A 21,953-nucleotide genomic window follows, 5' to 3' on the forward strand; every position below is an offset into this window, starting at 1 on the left:
CACTGATTGAATCGTACCAAAGGGCAATCGCGTAGGTAAAGATGCGTACGAAAAACCGTATTGTGATGGTGGGCAGACTTGAATTATCTCGATTCAGATATGAATTTGACTTTTGAGAAAATAATGAGGTTTATACTAGATGCCATCGCTCCATTTAAGAAGGAATGACCCATTTTGCGTTAACAGACTTGGATCTAAGTCTACAGAACAAATTTCCAAGGAGTGCATTGGTACTTAGGGGAGCGGTCGAGGATTCAGCCGCTCCAAAAAAGTCAAACAGTCCTCCTTTTATTAATGGCTATGATGTGCATGTGCATCCGGCGCACCTGACTCTATAGTGCACATAATGGATTCATCGTGTCTATGCTGTTCGGACTCGATCTGCAAAGTAGAGTGAGGAATGTTCTTATGCTCCAGCATATGCTCGATACTATGCAGTAGGGCCTCGGTTTCATACACTGTTTTATTTCCATCAACTACAATATGCGCAGTCAGAGCGTTTAAGTTGCTAGTAATTGACCAAATATGCACATCATGTACGGCTTTCACACCTTCGAACTGCGAAATGGCTTGTACGACTTCCTCTACATCAATGTTACGGGGTGTTCCTTCCATAAGCACATGCAGGGAAGACTTACTAACAAAGTAACCACTGCGAAGGACAAGTACTGCGACAATTACACTAGCAAGTGGGTCTGCCCAACCCCATCCCAAGAACATCATCAGAAGAGCGGCAATAATCGCTCCAACAGATCCCAGCATATCGCTGAGGACGTGCAGATAAGCACCTCTCATATTCAGGTTGTGCTCTGTATCGCTACCTCGCATCATAATCCAGGCAACGAGTATATTAATGAACAGGCCAACAATACTGATAACTAGCATCCCTACTGTAGCTACTTCTGGAGGATTTATAAACCTTTCAATCGCTTCGTAAAAAATGTATAAGGCAATCGCAATCAGAGTAACACCGTTTAGCATTGCAGCCAATATTTCAAATCTCCTGTAACCAAAGGTTTTTTCCTTATTGACAGCTTTCTCTCCAAACTTAAACGCGAACAAAGCGATCGCCAACGCAAGAGAATCCGATAACATATGACCTGCATCCGAGAACAAAGCTAAACTATTGGTAATAAATCCACCAAAAGCTTCGACCAGCATGTAAGTAGTGATGATGATGAAGGAGATCAGCAAAACTTTTTTATTGTTGTGTCGATGTCCATGATTATGTCCTGCCATACATATCCCAGCTTTCTATTTTATTAACATATGAGCAACTGTTCATATGTTTTATTGACTTCAATTATATGTGGGGAAAATATACACGTCAAGTGCAGCATGGCGCAACTGTACAGTGACAACAAGTTTATCCCTTACGAGGAATTTGTAATATTTAATGCGGCGGCTATTAGATAGAGTTACTTATGGGAATGACATAAGATAATTTCGCTTTAATCGAAATTATAGGATTTATTTCGACATAATTAGATTCTCTTAGAAAAAGGAATATTGAAGTATTTGACGAATCATTCCATTGATACAATTTCTCCCATAATGGGGTGAATGTATGTACACACCTACCAAGTTAAATAAGATTGGGGTAAATAGATGGTTTGCTTTTAGTAAGAAGCTTAACTGAGAAGTCACGTTTTATGGAGAGCTAGAATATGATCACTAGGTATTAATTGGAATGGATCTAGAGGTAACAAATTATTGCGAAAAACCATTTGAAATCAACCACTCATATTTAAAATCTGATTTTTTGGCTCTGAATTACTATGCCAGTGACACAGCCAAAGCCTGTCCAGAGGTTGCCGATGAACAGTGGTCGGGAGTTAATGTCTCTGGTATCAAGGGAGAAATATCTGGCTTCGAAACACATCCGGGCTTCTATGAAATGTGCGAGAATCCTGCTCTGGAGACTACAGACTGGGCTATAGATCCAACTGGACTGGAATACATTTTGCGTGATATTTATACAAGATATAATATGCACTTGATGATCACAGAGAATGGTCTTGGTGCATACGACGAGTTGACCATTGATGGGAGGATTCATGATGATTACAGAATTGATTATTTGAAAAAACATATCCTCGCAGTTAAAAAAGCGATTGATTTTGGTGTAAAGGTCATTTCCTATAATCCGTGGTCTGCCATCGATTTATTATCCACTAGTAACGGATATAAAAAACGGTATGGATTAATTTATATAGATCGAACAGATGATGATATCAAACAATTAAAGCATTATAAAAAAGATTCTTTTTATTGGTACAAAAAAGTTGTTGAGTCAAATGGGAAAGAAATTTAAGGACCCGTTGAACAAGAAACTCCGCTGAGAACTTTAATATGAGTCCCTTATAAACTCCACGAACAAGCCACTAATCTGTTAGTCTAGGATTAGTGGCTTGCTGTTGTTGGTAGACAATACAAAGTTGCTCTAGAAGTCGTCTAAATGGAGGCTTTAGGGGCAATGAAACCGTCACATATCAGCTGAGTCTTCTCGGTTCATTAATATCTAAGCCAGGTTTATGATTAGAGCATTCTTCGAAGAAGCAGAAGTGTGAATGTTCAAAATTTGTTCAGTTATACCATGCTAAAATCTTCGTATCAAAATAACAGCCAAAACATACAAAGGAGACAGTAATTGTGTGAACAGGAAAGCAGCATCGTTTCATATATAATATTTATTTAATGTATGTCGATATTGCAATGCATATAATCGCATCCTGATTTTAGTAGGCCAGGGGAATGTTATTTAAGGCAGCGGCGATAAAACAAACTGAAAAGCGGGTAACCGTTCTTTCAATGAACGGTTATTTTTCATGCTTAAATTTAAATTTTTCCTTGAGAGAAAATAGCGTTGCTGTACTTAGTACTATATGAGATGAGGTGGCATTAGCCTAAACAATTCAGATGATTTTATTTGTCGCATAAGAAGGAGGAACTTTTATTGTTACCATTAATTAAGGAATTTCGTCTAAACCAAAAGCTTACTTCTTATTTAAAATTAATCCTAGTAGTCATTATTCTTGCCGCAGCTATTGTTCCCGTCGCCCCTTCACGGGCACATGCTTTTTACGGAACGGGAAACGGTACGGAACATAACCCTTATATCATCACGACAGCGGCGATGCTGGATGATATCAGGACTAATCCGAACGCTTATTACAAATTGGGTGCTAATATCCAATTAACGGATTGTACTTGGAACCCGATTGCCAATTTCTCGGGTGTGTTCGATGGGAAAGGATACACGATTTCCGGCTTGACGATTAATCAGCCCTTGTCAATGAATGTCGGTTTTTTGGCAATTTAATGGCTACAGGTATTGTTCGTAACGTTCGGTTAATGGATGTTAACATAATCGGAAATAGGAACGTAGGAAGTGTTACTGGTATAAGTTTCGGTCAAATCAGTAATGTATTTGCATCCGGCAGTGTAGAAGCGCTCGGAGAGGGCACCTATGATTATGCGAGTGGTCTGGTCGGGTGTTAACAACGCGTCGATTACTAAGTCTATATCGGCTGTCAACGTGAGGGGAACCAAATCTACTGGATATGTTGGAGGAATTGCAGGCTATAATATTCAAGGCACCGTCAGCCAAAGTTATGCGACTGGCCAAGTGGATGGACTGTCCCGCGCTGGTGGTTTAGTCGGATACAATTCTAACGGAACCGTGAGCAATTCTTACTCAACGGGTTCAGTCACAACGACCTTCAACCGAGCTGGAGGACTTGTTGGACAAAATGCTGGCTAGGTAACAAACAGCTATTCCAAAACAACGGACACATCACTTTCACATCAGGCGAAGATTTCGTTATTTATGATTGACCTTTCGAATAGGCCAATAACAGCCGGAACTGGGATGAACTTCCTATAAGCAACCTTAGTTTGTTTATCGCTTATGTTGCTTAAGTTTTTATCGAAAAACGCTCATGGTACGGCTTCTTATAACAGAAAAGGTGGGGCTATATGCTGATAGTGGGTATGAGGATTTACAATATACATTTGATTGTTTTCCCCTGAATGATTAATATAATGGACAATGTCATAAACCTACCGTATTAAAAAAAGAGATGAGGATTACGATGAATAAAGCAAAGATTCTTATTATCGAAGATGATGCCCCGATTGCCGACTTGCTTTCGTACGGGCTTTCTATGGAGGGGTTCCAGACACGCACAGCGGCCAGTGGAGCAACGGGAATGCATGAGCTGCAGTCGTTTCAGCCCGATTTGCTGCTGTTAGATTGGATGCTACCTGACCAGAGCGGTCTAGACATTTGCAAAAAGGTGACAACGGACTATAACATACCGATCTGCATGATTACAGCCAAATCGGACATTACCGATAAAATTCTAGGCCTTGAATTCGGTGCCGATGATTATATTACCAAGCCTTTTGATCTGCGCGAAGTTGTTGCACGCATTCGAACCATTTTGCGCAGAGTGGAGCAGGCGAACAGCTCGGACAGGGAAGAAGCCACGAAAGCCGTCATTCGGTTTGACAATATTGAAGTGATCGAAGAAGAACGACTCGTCCAAATAGAAGGCCGTCCTGTTGAATTGACCCCCAAGGAATTTGATCTGCTTATGATGCTGGTTAAACATCAGGGCAAAACCTTTACACGTTCCGAACTGCTTGATCTGGTGTGGGGTTATCATTTTGTCGGAGATACCCGTACGGTTGATACGCATATCCAGAGACTCCGCAAAAAGCTAGACGCCACCGAATGCATTACTACCGTCTTCGGAATCGGGTACAAATTTAAAAAAATGGGTGGATAAGCATGATACGTAAAATCAGCATCAAATTCCTGATCGGTTTTTTTCTGATTTTTTCGCTTTCTTTTGTCGTGCTCAATCAGACAGTCAAGGAATTTATCCGGACAAGCAATCAGAATCTGGTTACCTCCGAACTGATCGGACTGAAAAATAACAGCAACGTGTATGTGCGTCAGGCTTTCCTGATTAACCATTTCAGTAGCAATGAGCTGTATTTTGGAGAAATTGCGAGGGAAATAGCAACTAATCTGAACCATACCACGGACAGCAGTATTGGCGTGTATACGGTGGAGGGCAAATTGCTTTATGCCCCGGACAGCTCCATTTTTCAGCAGCACATGCAAAGCGATCTGCAGCAGGCGATTGGTGGCAATACAGCGTACAGCATTACTTATGATCGTAATAAGACGACTGTCCTTTTCTCCTATCCGGTTGTTATAGACGGTTCAAAGGTGGGCATACTGCGTTTTTACAAAGATTTCAGCTCACTCTACGAACAAACCGGACAGATTCGGCAGATTACCCTCTATATTGCCCTGGCGATTTTTGCGGCAGCTTTTCTGTTTTCCTATATTCTTTCCAGGCATATTACCATCCCGCTGACCAGACTGACGCAAGCCTCCACTGAGGTGAAAAACGGGAATCTGGATATCCGCCTTCACTTTAAACGCAGGGATGAAATTGGCCGACTGGCTGAGAATTTTAACGATATGATTGATCAAATTAGTAGACAGATTCATATTATTGAGAAGGACCGGGACCATTTGAAAGAGCTTCACCAGCAGGAAAAGCGCTTTTTTGACAATATTACTCACGAACTGAAAACGCCATTAACCTCCATTCTGGGATATGCGGAGCTGATCAGAATGAACGGTGAGAAAGACCGTGCTTTTTTTGGCAAAGGGATGAATCATATTATCGAGGAGAGCAAGCGCCTGCATGCGATGGTGCTAAAACTACTGGAAGTTTCACGCAAAAATATCATGATCAATGAGCTTGATCGGGTAGATATCGGGCTAATTCTGCAGGATGTATGTGAATCGATGATGATCCGGGCACAGCGCTATAAAAAGACCATTGAATATGAGATGAATGAGGAATTGATGATGTTGGCCGATAGGGACAGAATCAGACAGCTGTTCATCAACTTGATAGATAATGCGATAAAATATAGTTTGCCGTTTTCGGTAGTAACGGTAAAAGCAGTACGGGCAGAAGAAAAGATCCGCTTGATTTTCAGCAATCCAAGCGATCCGATTGAGGCAGAACATCTGTCACACCTGTTACAGCCATTTTATCCAGCTCATTCCGACAGTGCGGAGGAAGGCAGTGTAGGATTGGGGCTCAGCATTGTGAAATCCATCGTTGAAGAATTTGCGGGTTCCATCTCGATTGCAAACGAGCATAATGAAACCATCGTTACGGTAGAATTTAAAGCGCTGGAAACCGCGGGGAACGGAGAATGAATAATGGGCAATAAATATGTTGTAATGCTGCTGGTCCTATCTCTCGTGGTATTACTGCTGTCAGGATGCGGTTCAGAACCAAAAACAGAGACCGTCGTCATCGCCGACAGCAATGAAGTTTCCAGTACCGATCAAAGCTCTCGGCCGTTTCAGGTTCAAAAAATATATCGGCTTCCGGATCGTTTTGCAAATCGGGGGGAGCTACTGGGATGGTCGTCTGGAAATGCCGTTATCGCATCGTTCGGAGCCATGACCATACTGAAGCGAGGCACGGTGGAACGTTTAACTTATCCGTATGAGCAGAGCAAGGCCATACCCGGAATCGGTAAGGTAACTTCCAATACGACACTTTCTCCCGATGGGAAATATATTTGCGAATTTTCTCGTTCTTCCTCGGAGACAACCCTAAGGCTTATTTCCTTGCAGGATGGCAAGGAAAAGGAAATAGACAGGATCAGTACTAGAAACGAGTCTTATGTACAATATGTTTCCTGGTCGGCCAACAGTTCGTATATCGGCTACCTGGTAGAAAATCCGTTTGATAATGGAGCGGATAGCCTGTACATCTACGATATGGGGTCTCAAACTTCTGGCAAGTATCAGTTAAAAGGCATTATGAAGGAAGACACGCTTTTGAGTGTTAACATTGCAAATGATGGCCGCAGCATACTGGTGGAGTTGTTTGGTGCAAAAAAAGGTCAGAAAAAGATACTAACCATGGGGAAGGTTTCCGGGAAGAATATTGAATTTCAATACGAGCGTCAGATTGGTGGAGATTCAGTAGCCTGGATGAATAACGACCAGTTTGTGTTTCTCGGAACGGATAATTCACTGTATGAATATGATCGGCGAAACGGCGAACTCTCCGTCATTCTGGAAAAAGTGTTTGATTTTGAATTCTCGCCTGACAGGAAAAATATCGCATACACCGAGTATGATCAAAATGTTACTTACGTAGGCAAGGTGCAGGGAAGAAATATACTGTATAAGGAACCGGTGTATCGCGGAATTGTGCCGACGCATATATACTGGAATCCGAACAATAAAAGTGTACTGCTTCAAGGACAAAAACAATTGGATTCCTCGCAGACTGCGTCAACGGATTCTCCTAGCAAGGAGTCATTGATCATTGAATTGAAATAGCGGTGAGGATCGCCATGTTTGTAGACGTCAAAAACCTTATTTCGGTTGTTCAGCCGGAATAAGGTTTTTCTTTTTGCAACCGTTGTGACAATTTGTTTACATGTTGATCAAACTTTCGCGACATCTTTTTTTTATAGTAAATGAAGCAAGATCATTAGCCTATAAGGACAAGGAATGGACCATAGTGAATGGAAACCGGAATTTGCACCTGAATCAACCCATAAAACGTTATATGACCGGCCTGGATGGGCTAAGAGCCATCTCTGTGCTTGCTGTTATTGCTTATCATCTTCATTTCAGATGGGCAGAAGGTGGGCTGCTGGGGGTGGAGATTTTCTTCGTCCTATCAGGATATCTGATTACGGATCAGATTCTTTTCGAATGGAGGATGCGCAGTGGTTTCTCCATTATACAATTCTGGATCAGACGAATGCGCAGACTACTGCCGGCCATGATCTTTATGCTGACTGCAGTGGCACTGTGGCTTTTAATTACTGATTTCTCCAGACTGCAGGCGTTAAGAGGCCATTTTGTATCCTCGCTTTTTTACGTAAACAACTGGTATCTCATTTTTCATCATGTTTCATATTTCGAGAGCTTTGGCCCGCCTTCTCCAATCGGTCACCTCTGGTCGCTTTCCATTGAGGAACAGTTTTACGTCATCTGGCCGCTTGTTCTACTGATCGGTCTGTGCCTTGCGCCGCGACGAGGAAGACTGATGTTATACATTCTGGGTTGCGCCGCCGTATCCGCCATAGCCATGGCCGTGATATACGAACCCGGAACAGATCCGAGCAGGGTGTATTACGGGACGGACACGCGGGTGTTTGCCATTTTGATCGGAGCGGCTCTGGCGATAATCTGGCCCAGCTGGAGACTGAGCGAAAATGTATCCTCTTCGTCACGGACCATGCTGGATATGACTGGCGTGCTGGGCATTGTAATGCTGTTTATCATGATCGGTCAGACCAACCAGTTTGATGATTCGCTGTATCGCGGCGGTTTTCTTTATTTATCACTCATTACTGCAGTTATTATTGCTGTACTTGTTCATCCGGCCAATCGACTGGAACGATGGCTCGGCTGCCGGCCTCTGAGCTGGATCGGTAAGCGATCTTACAGTCTGTATATTTGGCATTATCCAATCATTATTTTGTCAAGTCCGGTGATGAATACCGAAGATGCCAGCTATATACGTATTGCTCTGCAGGTAACGGCCAGTTTCATAATGGCAAGTCTTTCCTACAGATACATCGAAGAGCCCATTCGTCGCGGGACCCTAAAATCACTCCGCAGGTCAGGCGCTGGCAGCCAGTTAGGCCTTGTCGTCATTGTTATCGCCATTATTCTGGTCCTGACATCATGGAAGACGAATTCACCAGATCCTGTGCCTGATGCTCCAGCAACTGTAAGCCGGGAACCCGTCCAGACAGAAAAGGTGCAATCCGGCTTTTCCGATGTAAATACAGGCCATTCCGCAGAAGGAGAGGGGGTCACGGCGATCGGAGATTCCGTCATTCTGGATGCCGCCCCGTTTCTGGAAAAGCAGCTCCCCGGTATGACCATTGATGGCAAGGTGGGACGGCAAATGTCACAGGCTGGGAATGTGCTTGATGACCTGCGGGCACAGGGCAAGCTTGGCAATAAAATTATTATTGAACTCGGCACCAACGGCGTGTTTAACCAGAGTCAACTGAAGTCCTTGCTGACTTCACTACAGGATTCTCGGCAAATTTATCTGATAACGACCAGAGTACCGAGAGGGTGGCAGAATACCGTAAATGACAATCTGCGTGAAATTGCTGGTGAATTTCAAAATGTACGACTTATCGACTGGTATTCGGCCAGCGAAAACCGCAACGATCTATTTTATGACGATGGTGTCCATCTGAAACCAGAAGGAGCTCAGTATTATGCCTCGGTTTTGATTGATGCTATCAAACAGGATAAAACCTACTAGCATGTTAAAGGAAAGGATGAACTAGGTATGAACAAAAAAAATGTCAGAAAAGTGAGGGCATTATGGGGTTTTATGATTCTTCTTATCGTCATAGGAGCCATAGGCCTCCATCTACATTCAAAGCAAAATTCGGATGATAACGAACCACGCGGCAAGGATTCTTCTCTATACAATTTTGATGCGATGCAGCCTGCTGCACAAAAGCCTGGGGCTTCCAGTACCAGCGGAGAACAAGCTCAACCATCCGCGTCCTTAAACGGCGAGGGCGTCACGATGATTGGAGATTCGGTTACGGTCGGAATTGAGCCTTATTTAAAAGAGCAGCTTCCGAATATGACGGTAGACGGCAAGGTTGGCCGGCAGATGTCTCAAGCTGTAAAAGTCATTAATGAATTAGCCACCCAAGGCAAACTGGGAGACCAAGTCATTATCGAACTCGGCACCAATGGTCCGTTTAGCAGAGACCAACTGCACGACGTACTGCAATCCCTTTCTGGAGCCAGACAGGTAATCTTGGTCACCACCCGGGTTCCGAAAGGATGGCAAAACACGGTGAATGACACGATTGCACAGGTTGCCGATGAGTTTAGCAACGTCAGCGTGGTGGACTGGTATTCGGCCAGTGTAGGCAAAGATGAATACTTTTATAGAGATGGCGTCCATTTAAAACCAGGGGGTAGCCGATATTACACTTCACTCCTCGTAGCAGCCTTGCAAAAATCTTAAATACAGAAGGGACAGGCGCGTTCATAATTCGGAAAGGAAGAATGACATGACACAGAGGAAAAAGAGGATATTAATTGTAACATTGTTACTTGTGGTCGCTGCTGTAAGCTTTATTTTTTATTATTTCTTTTCGATTTACAAAGGGCTGGAAGGATTTAATAAGGCTCCGGCAAACTCCCCGTTCATTAATGTAAGCACCGATAATACCGAAGCTCTGGAAGCTCCAGCATGGGAGGGAACTGAGCCTGTCAATATTTTGCTGATGGGTGTGGATGCCCGTGGAAGCGACAAGGGCGAGGTACCCAGATCCGACAGCATGATGGTTGTTTCGTTGAATCCTACCGATAAGCATATCCATGTGTTTTCGATTTTGCGTGACACTTATACGGATATTCCCGGATACGGCAAAAACCGAATCAACACGGCTGTTACGCATGGGCCGGATACGGCGATGAAAGCAGTCAGTGAATTGCTGGGGGTGCCTGTTCATTTTTATGTATATACCGATTTCCAGGGGTTTATTAAACTCGTGGACTCTGTAGGCGGACTCGATTTTTATGTCGAAAAGGATATGTACTATGAAAGCAAGGCCGATCTGCATGAGTACGATATTAATTTAAAGCAGGGACAGCAGCATTTCAACGGCAAAACGGCGCTTCAATATGTTCGTTTTCGTCATGATGCCATGTCCGATTATTCCAGAACAGAAAGACAGCGCGAATTTATTACGGCATTAGCCGAGAAGGTCAAAACAACGACTTCCATTATGAAGCTTCCTTCCATTCTAGAGGAAATCAGTCCGTATATCGATACCAATTTGTCAGTCTCCGATATGTGGAATTTGGCTTCGGTAGGGTATCAAAGTACGTTAAAGGGAAATGAACAAATACCGCCAATGAAGCTATTAAAAGAAACTTATGTGGGCAAAGCAGCTGTTCTGGATGTAAAAAGTCGAACTGATTTGAAGCAATTTGTGCAAAGTACCATAAACTCCGACGCTTCTCATTCGATGACAGACAATCCTTCCGGGCAGAAAACAGATCTTGAATAGGATTGGACAATATATAAAATCGTAATTTGCCGGACAATAGTCTGTTAAATGCTCTTTATGAGCACAACATGGTCTTCCGGTTATCCATAGGGGGAAAAAGAATGGGTACAAAACCAATAGTAAGGTTCTGCTTGGCGTTAACCATATCCGCCGCCATGCTTCTGGAGATCACTGCTCCGCACATGGCTATGGCTGATGCTGCACAACGTACAGAAAGCACGTTGTTAAACGATAAACAGAGTCAATCAACAAAAACAATCTCAACGCAGGTTAAAAATATCCCGACACTGAAATTGGATAACAATCTGGCATCCATGACGAAGAAAAGAACCATTAAAGCTAGATTTAAGCTTCCGAAGGGTACCAATATAAAGAAAATAAGCTGGACTTATGGTGGCAAGCCATTATCGGAATGGAAATCGTACAAGGATCACGATTATAATGGCGCCCCCTTTATCACCGTTACTCAGGTCAAAGCAGAAAACGGAGAAGTCACTGCCAATATCAATTTTGGTCTTACTTACGGTACGGAAAATCTTGCCGAACCGAGTCTGCAGCGTCCACTGTACGCCTCATTGATGGGAACCTATGAACTGGCTGCAGCAGTCAACGGCAAAACCGTTGCCCAGGCCCCCATTAAGTTGGTCCCATACGACAGCTTCCGTACGTATGATGAACTGAAGCCGGAGATTGATGCGATTACGGCACAAGCAGCTCAAAAAAACGACAGATACATTAAAACGATGTCGATCGGCAAATCCGTTGAAGGCCGCGATATGTATATGACTGTGGTTGCCAAAGATCAAGCAACGATTGACAAATATCAGAATGTAACTCATCCTGCCATGCTGAATGATCCTGCAAAGCTGGAGAACGATATTCAATCCGGTGCATTCGGAGATTATCAAGTGCCCATCTGGATCAACAATATTCATCCAAATGAAGCGCCGGGCTTTGATGCGATTATCAATTATTTTAAGACCATGGCTCTCGATAAAAATGTTACGTACAAGACCACCTCGTCCAATGGAAAATCGAGTACGGTCACTCTGAATATGGATGATGCGCTTGAACATGTGTTTTTCCTGTTCCTGTATACGGAAAATCCAGATGGAAGGGTGCATACCGAACGTTATAATGCTGAATACTTTGACTTGAATCGGGATAATTCTTATCAAACCCAGCCTGAAACACGCAGTGTTACAGAGCAAATTGCCAAGTGGTCGCCGATTTCTTTCCTAGATCTGCATGGCTTTGATAAGAATTTTCTGATTGAGCCTACCACACCGCCTCACGATCCGAATATTGAATACGATCTGCTTATGGATAACATGGTAGAACAGGCAAAAGCGATGGGTGAAGCAGGTATAGCAAACACAAAGTATGATTACTACCATATTCCTTATGAAGAACATCGTAAAACAGTCGAAAATCCTAAATATGTTTCCAAGGGGACTTCTTCAGGATGGGACGATGCGTCTCCAGCCTATACAGCTGTCTTCGCCATGCACCATGGTGCAATGGGACATACGCTGGAAACACCTGAATCGAATGAAGAGTCGACCAAAGCATTGTATTATAGTGTCGCTGCAGCAACCGATTATGTTATGCAAAAGAAAGAAAATTTATTTTTGAACCAGCTAAAAGTATATGAACGTGGAATCAATAACATCGATGATTATGCCGTAGATCGGTATCTAGTCAATGTCAAAAATCAAGTTATTGGCCGCCCTCGTCACGGTAATGAGAATTTTTTTCCTGAGTATTACGTTTTGCCGATCGATAAGAGTCTTCAAAAAAATCCGCTGGAAGCTTATCGGATGATTGAATATCTTATCCGCAATGGATTAACGGTTGAACGCTCGACAGAAGCTGTAAGTACTGCTGGCAAAACCTACCCTGCGGGTTCATTTATCATAAATATGCACCAGGCCAAACACGGCATTGCAAACATGGTTTTATATGATGGTATTAACGTCTCAGATTATGCTTCCGTAGCTGGCGAGATTGTGCAGGATTTTCCTGTCCTGCGAGGATTTGAACGTGATGTGGTTAGAGAAACCGGAGTGTTTGCGGGCAAAACTTCTCCGGTGACTTCCGTATCGATTCCGGCCACACCAATGCCGAATGATTCTGCCTATGTCTTAATCCTAAACACCAATAACGATGCCATCAAAACGGTTAATGAATTGCTTAAATCCGGCAAAGTGGTTACGATGCTATCCAAAAGCGGAACAGGATATGAAGCGGGTGACTTTGCAGTCGCCTATGATGATCTGAACCCGCTGGCCTCGAAATACTATCTTGATGTCACGGCATTCGGCCATAACAAACCCGTTGGTAAAGTTCTTAAACCTTCTACGGTAGCCGCTCTCGGCGAATCGGCTTATGTGCTCAAAAATCTCGGTTTTAAAGTGACCGATGATCAGCAGCATGCCGATGTGTTGGTGAATACATTCGATTCCGATAAACTTGTCGAGAAAGGGAAACCATACATTGCTTATGGAAATATGGGGATGGGTAACGTGAAAAACTGTATTCCTCAATTTGCGTTTGCTGGACCGACATGGGAAAGATACGAAGGGGTCTTCCTAGCGAATGTCAAACAGGATAATGTGATTACAGCCCCTTACGATAACGAAGAATACTTCTACACCGTTACAGGTTCTTACATTACGAAACTACCTAAAGCTGCAAAAATTCTTGCAACCATTAGTAATAAAGAAAACTTCTTCAAAGCGGGCTGGTGGCCAGGTCACGATGCTGCAAGAGGAAAGATTATGGCCTTCACCTATATAGAAAACAAAAAGAATATTACTGTGTTCTCTAATGATCTCACCAATGGTGCTTATTCGCAGCAACAATTCCGTTTGCTGGCCAATTCCATTTTTAATGCTGTTCCCAGCAAATCCTAAGTAATTTTGCAAACAGCCTTATTCCAGTGATCAACTGTGAATAAGGCTGTTTTCGCGATAAAACGGTTTCGCCTACTGTGACATTTTGTTTACAACTTGATCAAACTTTAGCGACATCTGCAGGATATATTGGACTATAGCGTAACATCATCCTGTACATGCGGGTTGATGAAAAATACGAGTCCAGGATTTTCAAGGAGGAATGCAAGTTGCTAAGCAGTATCAAACTGATAAGCAGATCCGTCAGAGAGTATGAGGAAGAGGCCAATATCAAAATACGAGCCTTTTCCGTAAATAGCCAATTGAATGAAAATCAAGTAAATGAAAAGACGGTTGCTAATAAATTAGATGATAAAGAAGTAGATACAGCAGGTATATCCAATTCATCCTACGACGTTACACAAACCGATATTCCTTCTCGAAACTCTGTAGAAGAGTCGAAAAGAAGGCGGGGCACCGGGCGTCTTGTAGCACTTGATGCAGTACGAGGAATGGCGGTGCTGGGAATGTATTTGCAGCACTTCGGATCGAACCCAAACGTTTCTGCGATTGTTTCCGGAAACACGACACTATTATTCGTATTGTGCGGGGGTATATCTTATTCCATTATGGCACAGCGCATGATGGAATGGGGAGCGGAAACGGCCGCTTTCCGTGCGCGAATGCTAGCCCGTGCAGTATTTGTTGATATTATTGGTTATTTGCTTATTATGCTGAACACTCCATATGGCATCATTTTGCCTGCCTATTCAGCTATGTTTGTGCTGGCCCTTATGTTATTTCGCCGTTCGACCCGCACCATTGTTACAACAGCAGCAGTTTTGCTCGTGACAGCCCCGCCGCTAATGATTCTGGGATCAAGTATTTTCTCAAAAGCTTATCTTCTTGGTGATATTGCAGGAGGTCCAATGTCTGCTATCGCCTTGATCCCTGCATTTGTTACTGGTATGGCCATTGGCCGCTTTGACCTGACCAGATTACGCACAGCTCTCATACTCGCAGGCAGTGGTATCGTTATGCTTGTTATTGGCAAAGCACTGGCTGCTTTTGTACTTCCGAATTGGAGTCTCCACTTTGAACAATGGCTGGTAAGGATGCAAGGAGTTGCTCCTGTACAGCCACCGGATGAATACGCAATTTGGCCGCTTAATACGGAATCACCAATGTGGCATATGCTCTTGCAGTCGGCTCCGCACACCGCTTCGACCTTCCAAACGATGATAGGATTAGGAATTTCATTCTTGGTATTGGGCGTTGCATGTCTCATATCCAAAAAAGCCTCTACTGTATTATTGCCTTTTGCAGCAGTCGGACGTATGGCTCTGACCATGTATGCCATTCAATTTGTAATAGTTTGGTTTCTGTATCTGGCAAAGATTGGGCACAGTCTGGACGGAGTTCCGTTCGGCGACGTAATAGTTGCAGTTGTTACACTGTTGCTGGGATTGTTGTTTGCTAAGCTTCCTGTTGGTCCGCTTGAAGGATTGATGCGCCGTTTTGACCGATTGTTCTGCCCTACCCAACCAGTCTCACAAACAGTAAAGTAGATAGCCTTCTTGATACTCTATATTTATAGTCATAGAAAACATCGGATTTCAATTAAAACGGACTGATCAAAATCACAACAGATAAAAAAATAAAGGTTTTGTGAATTTAGTTATTTATTTCCAGGTTTTAAGTATTGCCTATGTTGTACAATGACAACAAGTTTACCCCAACTAAGTCCTGATAATATCAGGATTTTTTTATATTTAGGGGAGAATGACAACAAGTTTGCCTCTTTCGAGGAATTTGTAATATTTAAAGGGGCGGCTATAGTTAGAGTTACTTTGTGGAATGACATGATTATTTTTTGTTCCAATCTACAATACATATCGATGTTTTGTATCTGTTACATTTAATTTTTTTGTCCAATTAAAGTGTAGAAGATTCAGGTTTTATAATCCACTACTATGAAAGTTTAAAAAATTCGGTCTACCGTGACTTTTATGCTATTAGTTCTAAAATGAAGATTAAAGGCGTTCAAAATGACCGCATAAATGCCTGCTTTATTCGAATGAATCCATATCTTCAACCGTATGATTTTGCTCGTCGTTTTTAATATGGGTGTAAAGTGTGGTTGTTTTGGGATCAGAATGACCGAGCATTTAAGTCCACAGAAGTTTGGGCTTTTCTTTGATAATTAGAAATTCTTTTTTGTGGTATGAGAGCCCTAAAACCCCAGATGATATTTGTATCTTTATCCCACATCAAGCATCTCTTTATAAGACGAGTATTCTCTTTTTCATTAATACCCGCAGCTTTAAAAATTTCTTTGTTCGTTAGAGCATGATGCTAGTTGGCAAGATAGAGAAGTTGAACTTAGAGATTTTTAACTCAATACAAGACACAATGATTCAAATTCTAATATCACAGTTTTTTTTGTATTAACCTCCATCATAGGTATTTTTTGACAGTGCCGTACGAGCACTTAAGAAATAGCCCCATCTTTACCGTCGGGTCAAAAGAAGAAAAAACTTTATCGCTAACGCCTTCTTACAATTGGTGTTTAACAATCCTGTCTCCCTCAATAAAGCTATCGGAAACGTAACTTTTGCATCAGACGCCCGTAATAACTAGCACTCTCATTATGTTGGGCAAGTTTTATTAATTACTGGAGTAGAGGGTTGGTATCAAGTAGACGGAAAACCAGTTCAATTCCTTAAAACAGGCGATGTGGTGAACATTCCACCGAACGTAAAATATTGGCATGGGTTACGAAGGATAGTTGGATTTGTATACTTAGTACTCACACTGGGGTGATACAGACCGGTTAGAAAACGTAACCGAGAAAGAATATGAAAACTCTAACAAAAAAAATGAAAAAACAAGCAGAAGCGGCAGCCAATCGGCTGCCGTTGTTTTAGTGTTTCGTTATATACTGTGACCTTTATTGAAAAGGAAAAAGGTCATTTTCTTTACAGAATATAATACCGATTAAAAACTTCTTTCTAACAAGGTGCCAACTTGCGTGGCCATGACTTGCGGTGAATAGGGCATTCCATTTCGAATCCACCATTCAATGACCCCTACATAAGCAGTCCCAGCATATTGCAACATCACATCTTCGACTAATTCCGTATTTTTCCCGCTTTCTTTGTCAATCTCCCCTTTGAACCCTTCCATGAAATAAGCAAGTAGCCGCGTTCTAAAAGATGAAGGTGTACCTTTTGATGCTGCTAGCATGGTTGAAAAAAGCAAATAATTTTTCTCAAAGTACTCGAAATATGGAACAAGAGCATCAGCCCACTCCATCTGACATGCCCACGTATCCATTTCTTTTAATTCATTAATGTGTGTTTCCATGATTTGATCTAATAAATCATATTTGTCCTGATAATGAAGATAAATTGTACCGCGGTTTACGTTTGCCTTGTTTGCAATGTCTTGAATGGTAATGTCATCGAAGTTTTTTACAGCCATCAGTTCAATAACGGCTTTTTTTAAGGATTCTTGCGTTTTTAGGATTCTCCGATCCACTTTAATCATCTTGTCTTTTCCCCCTGATCAAAAAATAATGAACACTTTTCGTGATGATGTTGCTATTTCAACAAATTGCGCTTTTTTAACCATTGAACTTAGGTTTCTTTTTTTATAATAATAGACATAAGTTGATAAAACAACCAGTATTGTTTATTCGCTCTCCGTGGCTTACTTACCTAAAAAAAGGAGAACTTAAATTTAGAAAAGAGGGTGTTCACATGGTGTTTAATAAAGAAGTGTGGATAATCATTACTAATTTCTAAATAGCTAACTGATAAAAATTCTATTCATTGGAGGTTATATATGATTAATGCTAATGCACGTGCTGTGTTCGGTCCAGAAGGTTCTACAGTTGAGCGCAGGGATCTTAAGCCGCATAATATTCTCATTAAGATCAAGTATGCGGGTATTTGCCACTCTGACATCCATACTGCCCGTGGAGATTGAGGGCCAGTCCAATATCCTCCCGTTCCAGGACACGCTGGAATTTTCGCCCAGATTGGTTTGGAAGTCACAAAGTATACTGTTGGTGACCGAGTAGGAGTTGGCTGTATGGTTGATTCCTGTGGAGAGTGCGAGAGTTGCCGTAGAGGAAAGGAGCAATATTGTCTTAATGGACATACGAGTACCTACGGAGTCATCGATAGATATGGACAATATACGCAGGGAGGTTATTCCACCCATATCGTTGTAATAACGGAGGATTTCGTGGTTCGAATTCTAGACGGCATTAATCTTGATGTCGCCGCTCCACTTTTATGTACTGGGATCACAACGTATCCGCCGCTGCGCCATTGGGGTGTTGATTCCGGCTAAAATATAGCGGTCGTTGGATTTGGTGGACTCGGACACATGGTGTGAGATCGCTCATTCTATGGGGGCAGAAGTAACAAACCCATAACATCTAAAGCAAATGCGTTAGTTTAAAGAAAGCATTAAAACAATCATAGGAGTAAAAGGAATGAAATATAAGACCCAAAAAAATTCTCTCGGTTTTGCTCTAATATTGGCCATATTTTCGGCGTTGGGGCCGTTTACCGTCGATATGTATCTTGCATCACTTCCGCAAATCGCTGTTTTTTTTGGAACAAGCGCAACTGCGGTTCAAGCGAGTTTAACCACTAGTCTGTTAGGATTAGGGCTAGGACAGTTGATAATGGGACCTTTAAGCGACATTTATGGAAGACGCCAGCCTTTGTTGATTTCCATGATACTATATATCCTTTCCTCTATTGGATGCGCTTTTGCACCAAGCATAGGATGGTTTATATCTTTAAGATTTATACAAGGGGTTGCTGCGTCCGCTGGACTTGTTATTTCGCGCGCTATTGTTCGAGATCGGTTTAGTGGGATTGAAATGACTAAGTTTATATCGTTGCTGACAATGATAAGCAATGTGGCACCGTTAATTTCCCCTACGGCTGGAAGTACGGTTATGTCATACAGCTCTTGGTTAGGTGTATTTATATTTTTAGGGGTGCTAGGCATAGGGTTAACTGGGATAACCATATGGGGGTTAAAGGAAAGCTTACCTGTACAACAACGTATTTCAGGCAGTCCCCGTGCGTTGATGAAAAATTATAATAGCTTATTCCGAAAGCGGTCTTTTATAGGGTATGCTCTAGTCAATGGCATATTGTTCGCAGGTGTTTTTGCCTATGTTGCAGGTACCCCATTTATTTATCAAAACATATACGGCGTGTCGCCGCAACTGTTTTCAATCCTCTTTGCGTTGAATGGCCTTGCTATTATCTTGGGATCTCAATTCGTCAAACTGCTTGCAGACCGGGTAACGGAAAGTCGATTGTTTTTGATCGGAATAATACTAGCGTTTATATCTTCTGCTGCAGTCTTATTTATAGTACTAGTACATGGAGTATTATCAGCTATGTTTATTTCGATCTTCTTATTCGCTTTATCCATTGGGATCATTGGCCCCATCTCTTTTACATTAGCAATGGAATCGCAGGGGCATATTGCAGGGGGCGCGTCCGCCGTGCTCGGCACTTTACAATTCGCATTAGGTGCCGTTACGTCTCCACTTGTGGGAATTGCAGGCGAAAATTCTGCTATACCTTTTGGAATTATTATTTTTTCTACAAGTTTATTATCTATAATTACCTATCTCATTCTGGTTAAAGGGATAAAAAAATTATCCGGTACCAAAAATAGCTTTGAATCCAATACTTAACCAATCGCTTGCGAACATTAAGATCTATGCGAGGCCCCAGCATTCTAAGACTTGAGTATAAAAAACAGGAGGATCTAAAATGCAAAGTGTTACACTAAACAATGGTGTCCAGATGCCGATACTCGGATTTGGGGTTTATCAAATTGATGATGAAAATGTATGCGAAGAATCGGTTTGTAATGCCCTAATGGAAGGTTACCGCTTGATTGATACCGCTGCTGTTTATAGCAATGAAAAAGCAGTCGGTCGTGCCATCAAGCAGAGTGGCGTGCCCAGAGAGGAAATATTCGTTACAACAAAGCTTTGGATTCAGGATGCAGGTTACAAGAGTGCTAGGAAAGCATTCGAAACATCACTGAAAAAACTGCAACTGGATTATTTGGATCTGTATCTCATTCATATGCCCTTTGGCGATATCCATGGTTCATGGCGTGCGATGGAGGAATTATATCATGAGGGGAAGATCAGGGCAATCGGCGTAAGTAACTTCCTAAATGATCGCCTGATGGATTTAATCGTTCATCATGAAATCGTTCCTACTGTAAACCAAGTTGAAACGCATGTATTTACACAACAAGTAGAAAATGCTCAATTTATGAAGGATCACCATGTTCAGATTGAGTCCTGGGGACCATTTGCTGAAGGGAAAAATGACATTTTCAAAAATGAAGTATTGGCATCAATAGCTGAGAAACATCATAAATCCGTGGCTCAAGTTGCTTTACGTTGGTTGATACAAAGAGGAATTGTTGCGATTCCAAAGTCCGTTCATAAGGAAAGAATTATCGAAAACTTTAATATCTTTAACTTTGAAATGAGTAGGGAAGATATGGAAAGGATTGCTACGTTGGATTCCAAAGAGAGTTTAATCTTATCCCTTCACGATCCTGAAAACGTGGAACGGCTCAGCAACATGAAAATTCGTAACTAATTTTGGGGAGGCCTTATCACAAAATGCTCAAACCCAACAACACTATGTTCACGTAACAGTACCCAAGTCCTTCCCATATATCGATTCAATTCCACATATAAACATATGAATGGTTATAATGGCAGAGAAGTGTGTGAAAAAGTAAACTGAAAGAACGGTATTTAAGATGGTAAGTTAATTACTAGGACATATTGAATCTATTCATAAGCACATATTGTCAACAGGGGGAAACATGGAGTTAAGAGTGCTTCGTTATTTTCTTACAGTCGCTCGTTTGGAAAGTATTACGCATGCAGCAAATGTACTACATGTAACACAGCCGACATTAAGCAGACAATTAGCTGACTTAGAAAAAAATTTAGGAACTCAATTGCTTATTCGCGGTAAAAAAAAGGTGTCATTAACGGATACTGGCATGCTTTTACGTCAGAGGGCAGAAGAAATCCTAACGATTGCGGATAAAACAGAGAGAGAATTCAAAGGTCAAAATAATCTGGTTGGAGGGACTATCTCTATAGGAAGCGTCGAATCACTAACATCGCATTATTTATTTCAAACATTAAAAGCTTTTCATGAAGAGTATCCACAGGTTAATTATTATATTTATAGCGGAACAGGGGATGATATAAAGGAAAAAATAGACAAAGGATTACTTGAAATTGGGATTTTATTAGAGCCCATAAATATTGAAAAATACGATTTCATCAGATTGCCTCAAAAGGAACGATGGGGAATTCTAACACAGGCTTCATCCCCTCTTGCACAAAAAGAATATGTTACTCCCAATGATCTTGTTGGAGTTCCTTTACTTCTTTCTAGTCGTCCAACAGTACAAAATGAAATTGCTAATTGGTTTGCTGATGAATATGAAAATATACATGTTCTAGCCACATACAACTTAATTTCTAACATAGTTAATTTTGTAGATAATGGTATGGGAACTGCTATTTGTATTGAAGGTGCTCTTGCGATGACAGGTTCAAAACATCTTTGCTTCAGACCATTTTTTCCAGAACTCAAATTTAGTTGTGTTATTGTTTGGAAGAAACACAAGATTTTTAACCAGGCTACTTCTCACTTAATTCAATTAATCAAGTATGCCTCACAAGCATAATAAAACATAGATTATAGGTATTGGATAAGGTTATTTATCTAGTGATATCTTAAAGGTGCAGCTTGAATGAAGCCTTTAAATATTACTGATAAATAACTTTTTTTATTTAGCAGGTAAAGTTGTTTATGTTTAATAAATAAAAGG

At 41.7% G+C, this 21,953-nt stretch carries 16 protein-coding genes and 1 pseudogene; 15 read left to right on the forward strand and 2 right to left on the reverse strand.

The genetic code is table 11. The features are described 5' to 3' along the window. Nucleotides 1-291: 291 nt before the first annotated feature. A complete protein-coding gene (locus tag MHH57_RS12440) occupies nucleotides 292-1,239 on the reverse strand; it encodes a cation diffusion facilitator family transporter (RefSeq protein ID WP_025679519.1) in 948 nt (315 codons plus the stop codon). 451 nt (nucleotides 1,240-1,690) lie between these two features. On the opposite strand from MHH57_RS12440, the gene MHH57_RS12445 reads away from it, so the two are divergent. From MHH57_RS12445 to MHH57_RS12495, 11 genes are all read left to right on the forward strand, one after another. Beyond that, entirely contained in the window at nucleotides 1,691-2,314 is a 624-nt protein-coding gene (locus MHH57_RS12445) for a family 1 glycosylhydrolase (protein WP_342435140.1), read from the forward strand. Between the two features lie 642 nt (nucleotides 2,315-2,956). Continuing rightward, nucleotides 2,957-3,322, forward strand: a complete 366-nt coding sequence (locus MHH57_RS12450) for a hypothetical protein (protein WP_342435141.1) — start codon at nucleotides 2,957-2,959, stop codon at nucleotides 3,320-3,322. Between the two features lie 147 nt (nucleotides 3,323-3,469). After that, nucleotides 3,470-3,763, forward strand: a complete 294-nt coding sequence (locus tag MHH57_RS12455) for a GLUG motif-containing protein (protein ID WP_342435142.1) — start codon at nucleotides 3,470-3,472, stop codon at nucleotides 3,761-3,763. A gap of 331 nt (nucleotides 3,764-4,094) precedes the next feature. Further along, nucleotides 4,095-4,793 carry a response regulator transcription factor gene (locus MHH57_RS12460; protein WP_069011890.1) on the forward strand — a complete coding sequence of 233 codons (699 nt, stop codon included), beginning with the start codon at nucleotides 4,095-4,097 and terminating at the stop codon, nucleotides 4,791-4,793. A gap of 2 nt (nucleotides 4,794-4,795) precedes the next feature. Next, a complete protein-coding gene (locus MHH57_RS12465) occupies nucleotides 4,796-6,256 on the forward strand; it encodes a HAMP domain-containing sensor histidine kinase (protein WP_029515228.1) in 1,461 nt (486 codons plus the stop codon). 3 nt (nucleotides 6,257-6,259) lie between these two features. Continuing rightward, nucleotides 6,260-7,399: a hypothetical protein gene (locus MHH57_RS12470; protein WP_029515227.1), complete on the forward strand. Its 1,140-nt coding sequence runs from the start codon at nucleotides 6,260-6,262 to the stop codon at nucleotides 7,397-7,399. A 184-nt stretch (nucleotides 7,400-7,583) separates the two neighbouring features. After that, complete coding sequence (locus tag MHH57_RS12475) at nucleotides 7,584-9,359, forward strand: acyltransferase family protein (protein WP_342435143.1); 1,776 nt, start codon at nucleotides 7,584-7,586, stop codon at nucleotides 9,357-9,359. Nucleotides 9,360-9,386: 27 nt separating this feature from the next. Further along, the gene (locus tag MHH57_RS12480) at nucleotides 9,387-10,085 is read left to right on the forward strand and encodes a hypothetical protein (protein ID WP_340885513.1); all 699 of its coding nucleotides are present in this window, start codon (nucleotides 9,387-9,389) and stop codon (nucleotides 10,083-10,085) included. 46 nt (nucleotides 10,086-10,131) lie between these two features. Then, nucleotides 10,132-11,136 (forward strand): LCP family protein, encoded by a 1,005-nt coding sequence (locus MHH57_RS12485; RefSeq protein WP_029515222.1) that lies wholly within the window; start codon nucleotides 10,132-10,134, stop codon nucleotides 11,134-11,136. A gap of 101 nt (nucleotides 11,137-11,237) precedes the next feature. After that, nucleotides 11,238-14,051: a hypothetical protein gene (locus MHH57_RS12490; RefSeq protein WP_342435144.1), complete on the forward strand. Its 2,814-nt coding sequence runs from the start codon at nucleotides 11,238-11,240 to the stop codon at nucleotides 14,049-14,051. Nucleotides 14,052-14,260: 209 nt separating this feature from the next. Beyond that, on the forward strand, nucleotides 14,261-15,598 hold the full coding sequence (locus tag MHH57_RS12495; protein ID WP_342435145.1) for a DUF418 domain-containing protein: 1,338 nt from the start codon (nucleotides 14,261-14,263) through the stop codon (nucleotides 15,596-15,598). Nucleotides 15,599-17,027: 1,429 nt separating this feature from the next. Here MHH57_RS12495 and MHH57_RS12500 read toward each other — a convergent pair. After that, nucleotides 17,028-17,579, reverse strand: coding sequence for a TetR/AcrR family transcriptional regulator (locus MHH57_RS12500; RefSeq protein WP_069011876.1), 552 nt, complete (start codon nucleotides 17,577-17,579; stop codon nucleotides 17,028-17,030). Between the two features lie 297 nt (nucleotides 17,580-17,876). Here MHH57_RS12500 and MHH57_RS12505 point away from each other — a divergent pair. From MHH57_RS12505 to MHH57_RS12520, 4 genes and pseudogenes are all read left to right on the forward strand, one after another. Beyond that, a pseudogene (locus MHH57_RS12505) lies at nucleotides 17,877-18,465 on the forward strand (alcohol dehydrogenase catalytic domain-containing protein); the annotation flags it as partial. A gap of 69 nt (nucleotides 18,466-18,534) precedes the next feature. Continuing rightward, entirely contained in the window at nucleotides 18,535-19,764 is a 1,230-nt protein-coding gene (locus MHH57_RS12510; protein ID WP_069011874.1) for a multidrug effflux MFS transporter, read from the forward strand. Between the two features lie 79 nt (nucleotides 19,765-19,843). Further along, nucleotides 19,844-20,695 (forward strand): aldo/keto reductase, encoded by an 852-nt coding sequence (locus MHH57_RS12515; RefSeq protein WP_342435146.1) that lies wholly within the window; start codon nucleotides 19,844-19,846, stop codon nucleotides 20,693-20,695. Nucleotides 20,696-20,927: 232 nt separating this feature from the next. Next, the gene (locus MHH57_RS12520) at nucleotides 20,928-21,809 is read left to right on the forward strand and encodes a LysR family transcriptional regulator (RefSeq protein WP_342435147.1); all 882 of its coding nucleotides are present in this window, start codon (nucleotides 20,928-20,930) and stop codon (nucleotides 21,807-21,809) included. Nucleotides 21,810-21,953: the final 144 nt, after the last annotated feature.

This window comes from Paenibacillus sp. FSL H7-0442, from assembly GCF_038593105.1.
GTDB classification, from domain to species: Bacteria; Bacillota; Bacilli; order Paenibacillales; family Paenibacillaceae; genus Paenibacillus; species Paenibacillus polymyxa_D.